This window comes from Denitraticella aggregata, from assembly GCF_048158365.1.
GTDB lineage: Bacteria > Pseudomonadota > Gammaproteobacteria > Burkholderiales > Rhodocyclaceae > Azoarcus_F.
The window spans coordinates 24,162-38,138 of record NZ_JBLLNL010000009.1 but is presented as its reverse complement, the minus strand read 5'-3'; the positions used below and the strand labels follow the sequence as shown (position 1 = coordinate 38,138).

13 protein-coding genes and 1 tRNA gene are annotated in these 13,977 nt (G+C 63.6%); 4 read left to right on the top strand and 10 right to left on the bottom strand.

Translation table 11 applies throughout. The features are described from left to right. Positions 1–4: 4 nt before the first annotated feature. The 8 genes from ACKVEX_RS11890 to ugpQ form a co-directional block, all read right to left on the bottom strand. Positions 5–310: an antitoxin gene (locus ACKVEX_RS11890; RefSeq protein WP_473215950.1), complete on the bottom strand. Its 306-nt coding sequence runs from the start codon at positions 308–310 to the stop codon at positions 5–7. A gap of 36 nt (positions 311–346) precedes the next feature. Beyond that, a complete protein-coding gene (gene brxC / locus ACKVEX_RS11885; RefSeq protein ID WP_473215949.1) occupies positions 347–2,881 on the bottom strand; it encodes a BREX system P-loop protein BrxC in 2,535 nt (844 codons plus the stop codon). A gap of 404 nt (positions 2,882–3,285) precedes the next feature. Then, complete coding sequence (locus ACKVEX_RS11880) at positions 3,286–3,642, bottom strand: carboxymuconolactone decarboxylase family protein (protein WP_473215948.1); 357 nt, start codon at positions 3,640–3,642, stop codon at positions 3,286–3,288. A gap of 108 nt (positions 3,643–3,750) precedes the next feature. Beyond that, positions 3,751–4,329, bottom strand: coding sequence for a carboxymuconolactone decarboxylase family protein (locus ACKVEX_RS11875; protein WP_473215947.1), 579 nt, complete (start codon positions 4,327–4,329; stop codon positions 3,751–3,753). 136 nt (positions 4,330–4,465) lie between these two features. After that, the gene (locus ACKVEX_RS11870) at positions 4,466–5,014 is read right to left on the bottom strand and encodes a TetR/AcrR family transcriptional regulator (RefSeq protein WP_473215946.1); all 549 of its coding nucleotides are present in this window, start codon (positions 5,012–5,014) and stop codon (positions 4,466–4,468) included. Between the two features lie 294 nt (positions 5,015–5,308). Further along, a tRNA-Pro gene (locus tag ACKVEX_RS11865) sits at positions 5,309–5,385 on the bottom strand. 27 nt (positions 5,386–5,412) lie between these two features. Next, a complete protein-coding gene (locus ACKVEX_RS11860; RefSeq protein ID WP_473215945.1) occupies positions 5,413–6,381 on the bottom strand; it encodes a polyprenyl synthetase family protein in 969 nt (322 codons plus the stop codon). 53 nt (positions 6,382–6,434) lie between these two features. Beyond that, positions 6,435–7,172, bottom strand: coding sequence for a glycerophosphodiester phosphodiesterase (gene ugpQ, locus ACKVEX_RS11855; RefSeq protein WP_473215944.1), 738 nt, complete (start codon positions 7,170–7,172; stop codon positions 6,435–6,437). A 92-nt stretch (positions 7,173–7,264) separates the two neighbouring features. Here ugpQ and ACKVEX_RS11850 point away from each other — a divergent pair, with 92 nt between their 5' ends. Continuing rightward, positions 7,265–7,651: a hypothetical protein gene (locus tag ACKVEX_RS11850; RefSeq protein WP_473215943.1), complete on the top strand. Its 387-nt coding sequence runs from the start codon at positions 7,265–7,267 to the stop codon at positions 7,649–7,651. An 8-nt stretch (positions 7,652–7,659) separates the two neighbouring features. Here the strand turns inward: ACKVEX_RS11850 and ACKVEX_RS11845 are convergent, their stop codons facing one another. Further along, positions 7,660–8,697, bottom strand: coding sequence for an aldo/keto reductase (locus tag ACKVEX_RS11845; RefSeq protein ID WP_473215942.1), 1,038 nt, complete (start codon positions 8,695–8,697; stop codon positions 7,660–7,662). 121 nt (positions 8,698–8,818) lie between these two features. Here ACKVEX_RS11845 and rlmM point away from each other — a divergent pair, with 121 nt between their 5' ends. The 3 genes from rlmM (at position 8,819) to ACKVEX_RS11830 (ending at position 13,610) form a co-directional block, all read left to right on the top strand. Then, positions 8,819–9,913 (top strand): 23S rRNA (cytidine(2498)-2'-O)-methyltransferase RlmM, encoded by a 1,095-nt coding sequence (gene rlmM, locus ACKVEX_RS11840; RefSeq protein ID WP_473215941.1) that lies wholly within the window; start codon positions 8,819–8,821, stop codon positions 9,911–9,913. A 196-nt stretch (positions 9,914–10,109) separates the two neighbouring features. Continuing rightward, on the top strand, positions 10,110–11,555 hold the full coding sequence (locus ACKVEX_RS11835) for a DEAD/DEAH box helicase (RefSeq protein WP_473215940.1): 1,446 nt from the start codon (positions 10,110–10,112) through the stop codon (positions 11,553–11,555). 102 nt (positions 11,556–11,657) lie between these two features. Next, the gene (locus tag ACKVEX_RS11830; protein WP_473215939.1) at positions 11,658–13,610 is read left to right on the top strand and encodes an EAL domain-containing protein; all 1,953 of its coding nucleotides are present in this window, start codon (positions 11,658–11,660) and stop codon (positions 13,608–13,610) included. On the opposite strand, the gene ACKVEX_RS11825 is transcribed toward ACKVEX_RS11830, so the two are convergent. Next, positions 13,604–13,912: a hypothetical protein gene (locus ACKVEX_RS11825; protein ID WP_473215938.1), complete on the bottom strand. Its 309-nt coding sequence runs from the start codon at positions 13,910–13,912 to the stop codon at positions 13,604–13,606. The genes ACKVEX_RS11830 and ACKVEX_RS11825 overlap by 7 nt on opposite strands. Between the last annotated feature and the right edge of the window lie 65 nt (positions 13,913–13,977).

Below are 13,977 nucleotides of genomic sequence, written 5' to 3'. Positions count from 1 at the left end.
CCCATCAGTCCTTCTCAGGTGATGCGGTTGCCTCGTTGGACTGCGGCTCCTCCGGTGCGTTACGACCAAAGATGCCGCTCCAGTCGCGCTCCTTTTGCTCGTGAAACTCCCGTCCTTCTGCCATGAAACTTTTTGGAAACGACGCAAAAATCGCCGGCACGTCCGCCAGGGTTTCGCGCTCGACCGGGCGCAACACCAGGGTGTTGCCCACGCGCTCAATTTCGACCTCGGCGGCCGGGTCGAGAAAGGCCAGCTCTTTGGGAATGCGCACGGCCAGCGAGTTGCCACTCTTGAAGATGCGGGTGAGCATGATTCACTCCTTAATGTATATACCAGATATACAAGTTTAGAAGGTCAGCGGCCCTTTTACCACCTGGGTGAGCAGGAGTTGCTCTACCTCCACCAGCCAGGCTTTGACCTCTTCAGCGTCGTTGAGCGTGCGTTGCGGCCGCTTGACCTGAACCACGTTGGGCTTGAGGAGCTTGGCCGCATCCATGCGCACCGCAGCGAAGCGGGTGGTGAGCGCCTGAGTGCGTTCAATCCAGCGCTGCAGGTCGCACGCATCCAGCGCATCCGAGAGCTTCTCGGCGGTCGAGAGGTCGAGCGTGGTTGGCGAGTGTATATGGTGAGCGCGAATCAGCTCGGCGTGCTTTTCGTTGTTGAGCTTTTGCCAGTTGCTGTCAGCCTCCAGTTGCGCCATCTGTGCTTCATGTTCGGTACGATAGGCGTCGAGCTTGGCAGTCAGCGCCTTGCGCAAGGTGTCGGTAGCCCGCTCCAGCACCGGGCGCACGGGGTCTGGCTCGGCCAACAGGCTGCGCTGGGCGGAGATGGCCGCGACCTCTGCCTTCAGGTCGGCATAGGGACCAAGTGACTTGGCGTAATTCAGCAGGTCGTCGAGTTGGTTCCAGAGAGGCAAGCGCTTCGCAATGAGCTGTGCGGTCTGCTCCCATTGCTTGGCCAACGCGGTGAGTTCATCAGCCTTGGAAACAAGCTCCAGTAACAGTCCATTGCCGCTCGCTTGTTCCAAGGTGGCAATGGCTGGGGCGTTGGGCGGTTCGGGCTGGGGCGCGGGGCCGCCGGCCGTTGCGGCCAGGCTCTTGAGCTTGGCAATGAAGGTCGGTGCCTTGGCCAGCTCCTCGCCGGGTTGGCATCCAACGCCCAGATTCTGGAACAGCCCGCGAATCTTGATTTTCTGGATGGGGGTGATGTTGACCGATTCCGGCTCGAAGAAGGCCTGGGTGAGCTTGCTGCGCTCCAGCGATTTGGCGTCGACCGCTTTGTGTGCGAGGTCACGCGCCTTGAGTTCGCCGGTGGCGAGCAGGATGTAGAGCGCGCCGTCGATGGTGTCACGCGGCCAACCGTAAGGGGGTGACTCGAAGTTGTCGCGGATGTCGGCGCCTTTCTTGCCCGCGCCCAGGAAGCCGACAATCTTCTGGCAAACAGGGTGGGACTTGGGCTCCTGCAGGTGGTTGATGGCGCGCATGGCCTCGGCGTTGCCCTTGCGGGCTTCGTCCAGCACCTTGTCCCAGCCTTTCTGGTCAGCGATGTCGAACTCGCGATAGAGCCGGATGACCGATGACTTGACACCCGCGTTGAGTCGCTCAGCGAGGTCGTTGCCTTGCGTGACCTCTTGCCCGCCGGCCTGGAATACCCGCACGCCATCGAAGAGCTTGCCGACGATGGTTTCGATTTCTTTCTCGGCATTGCGCTGGCGGCTTTCCATGGAGCGCTGCGCATTGCGCCCTTCCTCGGTGGCCGGGGTGCCCTTGCGGTTCAGCGTGGCTTTGGCGGCTTCCAGGGTCACGATGGCGTTGGCCAGGTCGGTCTTGCTCTGTGCCGGCAGGAAGGCGAACAGCGTGGCGTTGTCGGCGCTGCGGGTGCGGGCTTCGGCAATGACCGATTTTTCGTCGGTCTGCCAACCGTCCTGAATCCAGAGGTAGAGGGCGTGGTCGTTGTCCTTGGGCAGCGTTTCGTCGAAGCACGGGGTGAGCGCGCGCACTTCAGGCGCTGCACCTTGCACCGCGCGCACCTTGCTCAACACCGAGCGGAAACGGGCCTTGAAGTAATCCGCGCGCTTGACTTCGATGTTTTGCGGCGAGGCTTTGAGCTGGGACTCCTGGGCGCGGAACTCCTCGTACCAGGCGCTGGATTCGCGGGTCTGCAGGTGGTACTCGGCGCCACTCGGGCCGTCGAGCGCCATCACAAGGTGGTCTTTCTCTTGCAGTTCTTCGAGGAGACCGGGGATGAGCTTGCGCAGTTCGGCCGAGCCACGCTTGAGGTCGGTGACCAACAGGTCGGCGAGCACGTCCTCCGTCGGCTTGAGGCCGATGGCGAGCGCCTTCTCTGGGGGGAGCTTGTTGATGAGATAGATGAGCTTGAGCAGCTGGGCCTTGAGCTGTGAAGACTCATCGCCGGCAGCGAACTTTTGTACGCTTTCGAAGACTTCACGCGACAACTGGGCAGTGGAGACCAGGTTGGCGGAAATCTGGTCGTAGAGGAAGTCACCCGAGACCACATGGCCCAGCGGACGCTCGGCGGTTTCCAGTGCCGCCTCATGGACCACGCGCAACTGGCTGCGCAGTTGGGCGACGGTGCCGGTGGCATCGATGGTGCGCAGGATGTTTTCCCTCCACAATGCGCGCAGCATCTTGGCCAGATGCGACTTGCCGGAACCGTAGAAGCCTGAAATCCACACGCCGGGCTGCTCGGACTTGGTGCCGAGGTTTCGCAGAAAGGTTTCCAGGATGGTCTCGATACCCCTCTCGTACTGGCTATCACAGACGAAGGTTTCGAGTTCATAGCGCAGCACTTCAAGCGCGGCAGCGGAGTGGTCTTCGGAGACTTCGGCCACGCCGTTGTTGGCAATCTTGTGTCGTGCCATCGGGCACCGCCATGCATAGATTGTCTTTACATTGTGAAGACTATCGGCTGCGTCTTGGATTGTAAAACCCGGGATGAAATATCAATATCCGCCCTGATGCTTCTCAGTTCTCAGTTGCAGCGAATCGGGAGGGCAACGGTGCGCAGGACCAGCGGGATCAATAGCAGCGTCAGCGGCGAACGACGGCGAGATTGTTTCATGTCACCCTCCCGCACGGATTGGGTCGGCAGTCCATGCCCACACCCGCCCGAAGAAGGACGGTCAGTCGGTGAAGTCGAGTTTGGCGCTCGCAGCCTGCACCGCTGAAGTCAAACAAGGTGCCGCAGGCGTCGAAGACGCAGGCATCTATGTCGTACAGTTCCGGATTGACCGTCCGAGTTCTCCTCACATCGTTGTGGCCATGTTCAGCGGCCGGGGTCGCGCTCGATCTGCAGGCCCTCGGCCATCTTGTTGAATCCGCTGAAGAGATCGACCACCGCCATCAACTCGACGAGTTCGGCATCACTGCACCCGAGCGCGCGTAGCGCCGCCGTATGCCCGCTGACGCAGTAGTCGCAGCCGTTTGCCGCCGACACGGCGACGGCGATCATTTCCTTGGTTTTGCGGTCGAGCAGCCCGGGCCCCATGATCGCCTTGACGCGCTGCCAGCTCGCCTGCAGATAGGCCGGGTTGTGCGCCATCACCTTGAACAGGTTCGGGACAAAGGGCAGTCCCAAGGTCTTGCGGATGTCATCATAGACGTCGCGCACGACGTCGGTCACGTCCGCTTCAGCCAGATAGCTCACTGTCGCCATAATCGACTGCTCCATGTGTAGGAGATACGTTCCGACGGACCCGGCACGGGACCATCCCGGCCGGGCCTGCGCCGATCAGCCCCGCTTGTCGGCCCAGCGACGACCCTCGAAGACCGGGTCGAGCGAGGTATGGAAAAGATGGTTGGTGTAGTTGCTGAGCGTCTTGACGGCGATCGCGAGCACGATCTCGAGGATGTGACGCTCGCTGTAACCGGCCGACAGGAAGGCGTCGACCTGCTCGCGATTAGGTAGCCCGCGAGCATTGACGACGACGGCAGTGAACTCGGCCAGCGCCGCGAGCTTGGTGTCGGCGATTTTACGTCCTTCACGGATCGCATCGGTGACCTCCGTGGGAACGCCGGACTTCGCGTCGGCGAGGAAGCTGTGCGCACTGACACAGTATTCGCAGCCATTTTCATACGAGATCACCAGGAAAACGACTTCCTGCTCCACCGAGGAGAAACCGGAGTCCTCGCGGAACGCCGCATATCCGTCCAGATAAGTGTTGAGCACGCCCGGCGAATTCGCCATGTTGCCGTACATGTTGGGGATGAATCCGACCTGCTTGAGGGCCTTCTGCAGAACCTCCTTGGCTGGGCCTTCGGCGTTGTCCAGGGTGACGGGGGGAAGAGTGAGCTGATATTCGGCAAGCATGAGTGACTCCTTGGGTTGAAAAACGTGGGACTTCGATGATTCGCAAAACGCAGAGGCAGTCACATCGAGAAGCGTTGCTGCCCCTGCTGCTACGAATCACACAAACGGACCCAACGGTCCATAAGTGGTAAAAAAATTAGTGCAGCGCGCGGATCGCGACTTCAGCGATCTGCTCGATCTCGTCCGCATCGCGCCCGGCCTTGACCATCGTCCGGATACCCGCCATGACCGTAAGCAAATAGCCTGCGAGCACGGCCGGATCGCGCTCACGGGGAATCTCGCCCTGCTCCTGCGCCTGCTCGACGGCAAGGCGGAACATGCCAGCGAAGTCCTGAGCCGCATTCGCCACCAAAGCGGCCACCGAGGGGTCACGCCCTGACAGCTCGGTCGCCGTATTCATGATCAGGCAGCCGCGCGGCGGCGTCGGTTCGCGTGCCTCCGCCGCAGCCGAGAGCAATAATCCGCGCACGAACGCCATTGGCGATGGCGCCGATGACAGGCCATGACGCATCCGCCCGACCTGACGCGACCTGAAACGCGCAAGGCAGCATTCGAACAATGCATGCTTGCTTCCGAAAGCGTTGTAGAAACTGCTCTTCGAAAGGTTCATCGCAGCCAGGAGATCGGCGAGCGAGGTTGCCTCGAATCCGTGCTGCCAGAATACCGCCATCGCCGCATCGAGCACGAGCTCTGGATCAAATTCTATGGGGCGTCCGGTTTGCATGAGTCGATTATGGACCAGTCAGTCCAAGAGTCAACACTCATGTCACGCTGAATACTCCGTACTGTGGAGTACCGTTCAGGCGCGAGGCGAAGGCATGCGCCAAAAAACTTTCGCGACGGGTGCGGAAGCATGCTCCGTTTCTTGAAGCAAAAATGGAGCGAAACCCTTGGGGTTTCGCTCCATCGTACGGCAAACCAGACGCGCCATGCGGACCCGCAACTCAGTCCGAACGACATTGATCTGGAAGTCTAATTGTGGTCGGGGAAAGAGGATTCGAACCTCCGGCCCCTGCGTCCCGAACGCAGTGCTCTACCAGGCTGAGCTATTCCCCGACGGCCTTGCTTGGATTCCTGCAGTCGTCAATGATCTCGCTCGACCGCAAAGAGGCATAATTTTAGCAGCGCATCCTTGAAAATGGAAGATGGAATTGCGTCCATTTCGGCGATCGCAAGTCGCGCTTCCTGATCGGCGCGCTCGCGCGCGAGACCGAGTGCGCCGGTGTCGCGGATGATGTCCAGCACGCGGGCGAAGGCATCGCGACCGCCGTTTTCGATGGCCTGACGAACCTCGACCGCTTGCGCCGGGCTACCCTCTTGCATCGCGAAGATCAGCGGCAGCGTCGGCTTGCCCTCGGCGAGGTCGTCGCCGAGGTGCTTGCCGGTGGCGGCTTCCTCGGACGAGTAGTCCAGCACGTCGTCGATGATCTGGAACGCGGTGCCCAGATGCATGCCGAAACGGGCCAGGCGTTCTTCGGTGGCCAGATCCGACCGACCGAGGATAGCGCCGAGCCGGGCCGCGGCCTCGAACAGCTTTGCGGTCTTGTAGCGGATCACGCGCAGGTAGCCGTCGATGTCGACATCGGCATCATGGCAGTTCAGCAACTGCAACACCTCGCCCTCGGCGATGACGTTGGTCGCATCCGCGAGCACCTGCATGACGCGCATGTCGTCCACGCCGACCATCATCTGGAACGCCCGCGAATACAGGAAGTCGCCCACCAGCACCGACGCGGCATTGCCGAACAGCGCGTTGGCGGTCTGGTTGCCGCGCCGCAGTTCGGATTCATCGACCACGTCGTCGTGCAGCAGCGTGGCGGTGTGGATGAACTCGACCACCGCGGCCAGTTCATGGTGATCCGTGCCCCGATAGCCCATCGCGTTGGCCGAGAACAGCACCAGCGCGGGGCGAAGGCGCTTGCCGCCACTGTTGATGATGTATTCGGCAACCTGACGGATCAGCACCACATCGGAATGCAGGCGCTGACGAATGACGGCGTCGACCGCCTGCATGTCTGCGACGATCGGTCCGAATAGCTGCTGGGTCGACAAGGCTCGATGCTCGCTGGCAAAAGAGCGGATGGTATGGGGCGGCACGGTCCCAGTCAACAAATCAGGTCGGGCCGATCGGTGATGACACAATCGACCCCCCATTCGAACAGCCGGTGCGCCGCTTGCGGGTCGTTCTCGGTGTAGACGACCAGCCACAGGCCGGCCGCCTTCACCGCCCTCGCTTGCGCCTGATCCAGCCTTTCCGCCTGCGCGTGCAGGGCACGCACGCCCAGGCGGCTGCAGCGTGCTTCCCAGTCGGGGGGGATGGTTGTGAGCAGCAGGCCTCGCGGCAGTCCCGGGGCCGTCCGTGCGGCCACTTCGAGCGCGCGCTCGGAAAACGACGAAAGCAATGGGGGCAGTGGGTAGCCCCACCACAGCTCCGACGCAAGCCGGCTCACGACAAGCGCGGTGGATTCGTCGGCACCGGCTGACGGCTTGATCTCGATGTTCACGTCCAGCCCCAGTTCGATGCAGCGCCGCCCCGTCTCCACCAGCGTGGGCAGCGGTTCGCCGGCGAAGGACGCGCCAAACCAGCCTCCGGCATCCAGCCGCTGCAAGGCCTCATCCCGGGTTTCGGCCATCGCGCCCCGCCCGTCGGTGGTGCGTTCGAGCGTTTCGTCGTGAATCAGGAACGGCGTCGAATCGGCGCTCAGCATCGCGTCGAATTCGACCCCGCAGCGATGGCGGTGCGCCACCGCAAGTCCGCTCAGCGTGTTCTCGGGTGCCAGCGTCCCGCCGCAGCGGTGTGCGAACACGCGCGCATACGGCCAATCCTCAGCCTGTGAGATCATGGATGCAGCCCATCGTTTGCAAATCCGGCATCAAGATTCGACCGCCGCGGTCGATAACAAGCACATATCACCGCATCGGCCTTTCCGACACCATGCCTGCAAGACATCTGCTGCTCGCGTTGCTCTTCCCGCTGCTGACCGGCTGCGAGCTCCTGTACGAGCTGCTCGACGTACCTGACCCGAAGAAAGAGGCGGCGGCCAAGGAAGCCGAAGGCCGCGCGATCGGCAGCGCCTGCCGCCATGCGGGCCGGTCGCTCGAAGACTGCTACCTGCTCAATCAGGCCGCTTCCAAAGCCGCGATCTTCGACGGCTGGCGGGACATGAACGACTACATGCTGATGAACGACATGGAGGTCGTGCCGTCCCGGATTCCGCAACCGGGCGACATCATGCCCAGGGCACGTCCGCCGATCGACCTGCCCGCCGCCATCGAGCTCGTCGAACCGCCGGCAGACGTCGGTCCCGCGCCCGATCGCTGACTGGTGAATCACGGAGCCGGATTGGTGAAGCGCAGGTGTAGCGCCTCAATGTCGGCCACCACCTCATCGGACAGCTCCACGTCCCAGGCCGCCAGATTCTCGTCGAGCTGATCCATCGTCGTCGCGCCAATGATCGTGGTGCCGACGAACCAGCGCCGATACACATAGGCCAGCGCCATGGCGGTCAGCGAAAGGCCATGGCGCTTGGCAAGGTCCGCATAGGCCTCGACCGCTGGCTGTACATTGGGCTTGGTGTAGCGCTGACCGAAGTTGTCGAACGCGTTCAGACGGCCCGGAGCGGCCGGATCCGCAAGATACTTGCCGGTCAGGTGTCCGAAGGCCAGCGGAGAGTATGCGAGCAGACCCACGCGTTCGCGATGGCACAGCTCGGTCATACCATATTCGAACACCCTGTTGAGCAGGTTGTATGCGTTCTGGACCGAAACGACCTTCGGCAGGTCGTATTCCCGGGCCAGTCGCACGAACTCCATCACTCCCCACGGGTGCTCGTTCGACAGACCGACGTAGCGGACCTTGCCCTGCTCGACGAGCATCGCGAGTGCCTCCAGCTGCTCCCGTATCGACGTGCACTCGCGCTCCTTGCCCGGGTCGTAAGCGACCGTGCCGAACATCGGCTGATTGCGCTCCGGCCAGTGCAGCTGGTACAGGTCCACATAGTCGGTGCGCAGGCGCTCGAGGCTGCCTTCCAGCGCCGCACGGATGTTGCCGTCATCGAGCGCCAGCGGGCCTCCGCGAATCCACGTCAGGGACCGTGAAGGCCCCGCCACCTTGGTCGCGAGCACGATCCGGTCCCGGGGTTGCGTCGCCAGCCAGTCACCGACGATGCTCTCGGACCGACCATAGGTTTCCGCCCGGGACGGTACCGCGTACATCTCGGCCGTGTCGATGAAGTTGATGCCCGCATCCATCGCACGGTCGAGCTGGGCATGCGCATCGGCTGCGGTGTTCTGCTGGCCGAAGGTCATCGTTCCCAGGCAGATGCCGGACACCTCGAGTTCGCTTTCACCCAGTCGCCGATAGTCCATTCCCGTTCTCCTCAGTCCGTGTTGATCGAGCGACCGGCTTTGCCCGGTGGACTTCGGGGCTTATCATCGGCCGTTGCATGCGTCACGCCAATGATACGACACCCCGTCTTCGAGCCCCCAAATGCACCCACAGAACACCGACCAGAACGCGATTGCCTACGGGCTGCTTGCGCTATGCCGCGCAGGATTCGAGAAGGAGGTCGCGGGCGAGCTGGACGAACTGGCTGCGCGAATCGGTCTGACCGGATTCGTCCGTGCCCGCGAGGGGACGGCTTTCGTGACCTTCGAGACCCACGAAGCGGTTCCCTTTACCGAGCTGGCCGCGAGCTGCGACTGGCGCAGCCTGGTGTTTGCGCGCCAGCTGCTGCCCTGGTTCGCGCGGGTGGATGGCCTGCCCGACCGGGATCGCGCCACGCCGCTGGTCGAGGCGGCCCGATCCGGAGGACAGCGCTTCGTATCGGTGACGCTGGAGACGCCCGATACCGACGACGCGAAGCAGCAGTCCGGCTTCTGTCGGCGCTTCACGCCGCCGTTCGAGGAGGCGCTCGCCGGGGCCGGATTGCTGCCGGCCCGCAGCCGGAACCTGGCCGAACTGCACGTGATCTTTCCGGATGCGTCGACCGCCTGGCTGTGCGCGTGCGAACCCGGCAAGGCCGCACTGTGGCCGATGGGCGTGCCGCGTCTGCGCATGCCGCGCGAGGCGGGCAGCCGATCGACGCTGAAACTGGCCGAGGCGATCTTCACGCTGCTCACCGAGGAGGAGCGCACCCACACCCTGCGTGCCGGTTTGCGCGCGGTCGACCTGGGCGCCGCGCCAGGCGGATGGACCTGGCAACTCGCCCATCGCGGACTGCATGTCGTGGCGGTCGACAATGGCAACATCGCGCCGTCGGTGATGGCGACCGACATGGTCGAGCACGTACGCGCGGACGGTTTCACCTGGCGCCCCCAGCGCAACGTCGAATGGATGGTCTGTGACATGGTGGAGCAACCGTCGCGGATCGCATCCCTGGTGGCCGACTGGGTCGGCAGCGGGCGCTGCCGCCGATCGATCTTCAACCTGAAGCTGCCGATGAAGAAACGGCTGGAAGCGGTCGCCCAATGCCGAACGCTGATCCACAAGCGGCTCGCCAGCGTCGGGCCGTACGAGCTGCGCATCAAGCACCTGTATCACGATCGGGAAGAGGTCACCGCCTACCTTGCGCTGAAGCAATAGGCACGCCCGCAGCTACGATGCAGGAAGCACCTGTTAAGTAAAGAAAATGTCCAAGCGTGTATAATGCCGCTTTTAACCCATTCGGGCGGTCGCGGAGCTTGCACTTTTGCCCAACCCTGAAGGGGTCGATCACGCATCGTGACGACACCGTTCCGGCCTGGCATGCAGCGGCTGCCTCCACTCAAGAAAGTCGTCTATGAGCTTCGCCGATCTCGGGCTGATTCCCGAGTTGCAACGCGCGGTTGCGGAAACCGGTTACACCACCCCGACCCCGATCCAGCAGCAAGCCATCCCGGTCGTCCTGCAAGGGCTCGACGTCATGGGCGGCGCGCAGACCGGCACCGGCAAGACCGCCGGCTTCACGCTGCCGCTGATCCAGCGACTGGCGCGCCATGCGAACACGTCGGCGAGTCCGGCGCGGCATCCGGTGCGCGCGTTGATCCTTGCACCGACCCGCGAACTGGCGGTGCAGGTCCACGAGTCGGTTCAGACCTATAGCAAGTACGTGCCGCTGCGCTCGATCTGCATCTATGGTGGTGTGGACATGCGCGCCCAGACCAACCAGTTGCGTCAGGGGATCGAGATCGTCGTCGCAACACCGGGACGCCTGCTCGATCACGTGCAGCAGAAGACGATCCAGCTCGGTCAGGTCGAGGTCCTGGTGCTGGACGAGGCGGACCGGATGCTGGACATGGGCTTCATCCCGGACATCCGGCGCATCCTGGACCTGCTGCCGGCGGCCCGTCAGAGCCTGCTTTTCTCCGCGACCTTCTCCGAAGAGATCAAGAAGCTCGCCGATCAGATGCTGAAGAATCCACAGCTGATCGAGGTCGCGCGACGCAACATGGTGTCCGAGACGATCAGCCACACGGTGCACCCGGTCTCGGCGGGCCTGAAGCGCAACCTGCTGGCGCATCTGCTGCGCCACCACCCGGACGCGCAGACGCTGGTCTTCGTGGACACCAAGATGTTGTGCGGGCGCCTGGCGCATTTTCTCGAACGCCATGGCATCGCCGCGGACTCGATTCACGGCGACAAGAGTCAGATCCAGCGCACCGAGACGCTGGAGGCCTTCAAGTCGGGACGCCTGCGCGTGCTGGTCGCCACCGATGTCGCCGCGCGCGGCCTGGACATCGACGATCTGCCCTGGGTGATCAACTTCGAGTTGCCGCATACGGCGGAGGACTACATCCACCGGATCGGACGTACCGGCCGGGCCGGTCGGCAGGGCCAGGCAGTGTCACTGGTCTGCGCCGAAGAGAAACATCGGCTGGTCGAGATCGAAAAGCTGGTGAAACTCCAGATCCCGCAGGAAATCGTACCCGGCTTCGAACCCGAACCTGATTTCCACGAGAGCGGTTCGCGCAGGAAGCGACCGGACCGTGAGAAGAGTGAAAAACCGGCGGCGGCTGCGGCCACACCGCGCAGCGCAGACCGGAGCCCGCCGCGTCGGCCAAAACAGCGTTCGACGATCGCCCCGGACGGTTTCGATTTCCGCAAACCCTACGAAGCGGCGGTGCCGGCAACGGCCTTTTCCGGCGATCAGGGCGACGGTGCGTCTGCGCAGGATGCGCCGACTACGAGCCTGCGCAAGGGACAGCGGCCCATTGCCGTGCTGCTGGGCGGCATTGGACGTAAATAGAGCGGTCTTCACCCCTTTATTCGGCATCACCAGGCGCACGCATTCAAGTATTCTGAGCTTCAGCCCTCTGTCTGGCCGAGCACAGGAATCGTGATCCCGACAATGAACACCGCCCCGGGCGCCGGGGGAGGCAAGCCCTCCTCCGAGCCATTCATCGCAGACTTCTCCGAAGGCCTCGAGGCCGGGCTCTATCTCGCCTTGCTCGAACTGCTCGACGAGGGGATGATCATCACCGGCGACGAGGTGGTTCTCGAAGCCAACAGCGCTGCCTGCCGCCTGCTCGAACGTGATTATCGCGACATCGCAGGCAAACCGCTGGCCAGCCTGTTTCCGTCCGAACGCGCATTTCTGGATGCCCGCGCCCGGCTCTTCATCCAGGGCGAGATGCGAGGCAGCCTCCAGGTCGCGCTGCCCGCAGGGCGCCACCGCAACCTGCGTTTCATCGCTGCGGCACGCCTGCGGCCCGGCATCCATGCCCTGATCCTGAGTCCGGACGTCATCGCCGACACCTACGCGCATTCATCGTCCGAGGAGCGCGGCGACAGCCTGTGGCCGAGGCTAGCCGCGGTGCTCGAACAACCGGTCATCGTCATCGACGGGGGCGGCGTCATCACCGCCGCGAACGCACCGGCCGTGCGTTCGCTAGGCCTCGCGCGGGAGGATTTCGTCGGTCGTGCGCTCGCGTCGGTATTCGACATCGAATGGCCGGAACGCGAGGGTCGCCAGGTCGCAGCGCTGCGCCGCCCGGGCCTCGCGACGGCCTTCAGTGCGCGCGTGCTGCCCGGCCCGAAACCCGGATGGAAGCTGCTTGTACTCCCGCCGACGACCGGTCCGACGGAAGGATCCGGCGGCGACGCGTCGGACGGCGGCGAGGCTTTCGACCGCGCTTTCGCCGACAGCCCGCTGCCGACCTTTCTGTGTGACAGCGCAGACATGCGGATTCTGGCCGCGAACGACGCGGCGGTGCGCGGCTACGGGTATCCGCGCGAACGACTGTGCCAACTCCGGATGCCGCAACTGAGCACCGACTCCGAAACCTCACCGATGACACCGGGCAGCGGCACATGGCGCTACCGGCGCAGCGACGGGAGGCATTTCGAGGCCGACATGCTCGCCTATCCGGTCAAGCTCCCGAGCCTTCCGGACACGGTGGTGATCATGCACGACATTCCACACAGCCCCACGCTGGGCGGGCGCAAACCGCTGCCGGCCGCGGTCATCGAGGCGGCCAGCCGAGCCATCGACCGGGACCAGCTCGATGTCCATTTCCAGCCGCTCGTCGATGCGCGCACCGGTCTGATTCGGGCGGGCGAAGCCCTGCTGCGCTGGCATCACCCCGCGCTCGGCCTGATCCCGTTCAGTCGTTTCATGAACCTGGCGCGAAGCGGCGGGCTGCTCGCAAGCATGGGCGACTGGGTACTCGACAGGGCATGTGCGCATGCCCGGACCTGGCCCCGGCGCGGTGACCTCCAGCCCGGTCTGACTGTGAACATCGCGCTCGAACAGGTGGTGTCCGGCAAGCTGGCCGACAGGATTCGCGCCGTACTGGATGCCACCGGACTGACCCCGCAACGGCTCGAACTGGACCTCGACGAACGGATTCTGGGCGAGGACAGGGCACATGTACCGAGCACGCTGTCCGCGATCCATGCTCTTGGCGTGAGGCTCGCGATCGACGATTTCGGTCGTGGCCCCGCCTCCATTCTCAAGCTGAAGCGCTACCCGCTGAGCGCGCTGAAGCTCGACCCTGCCCTGGTGTCCGACGTTGGACGATGCGACCAGAGCAAGGCCGTGATTGAAGCAATCGCGAGCATGGCGAATGTGCTCGGTCTGGACGTGCTCGCTCGCGGGGTGAAGAACAGCTCCCAGCAAGCCTGCCTCTCGAGCCTCGGTTGCCACCTGCAGCAGGGCCCGCTGTACGGCCCGCCGTTGAGCGCCGCCGACTTTCACGCGCTGCTGACCGAGGCGGAATCGTGCCGACGCGCAGGCCGATCCGTATTGGAACCTCGCGCTTTCAGGGGCACCACGGTAGAGACCGTTCGCGGCGTTCAATAGTCCTTCAGGCTGGCGCAGGTCTCTTCTCGGCCTGTGAGCAGGCTGAAGCGCGCGAGTTGCACCCTGACGAATTCGTCCGATACCCGATCATCGGCACAGTAATCGCGCAGCTGAAGCGCGTAGGCGAGATGCTGCATGTCCCGGACGGTGCGCGACAGCGCAGCGAAAGGGTTGGCGCTGGTATCGCGAAAATCGCCGCGTCCGATGATCCGAGCGGTTTCCGAGGCATCTGGGCCGATGCCGATGGCTTCAACGCCTGCATCTGCCCCTTGCTGCGCACTCGCAGACAGCGCGAACAGCATTATCGACAGCGTCATCAGTGTACGGACCGTCATCATTCTCACCAGATCGTCGAGCGCATGGCTGA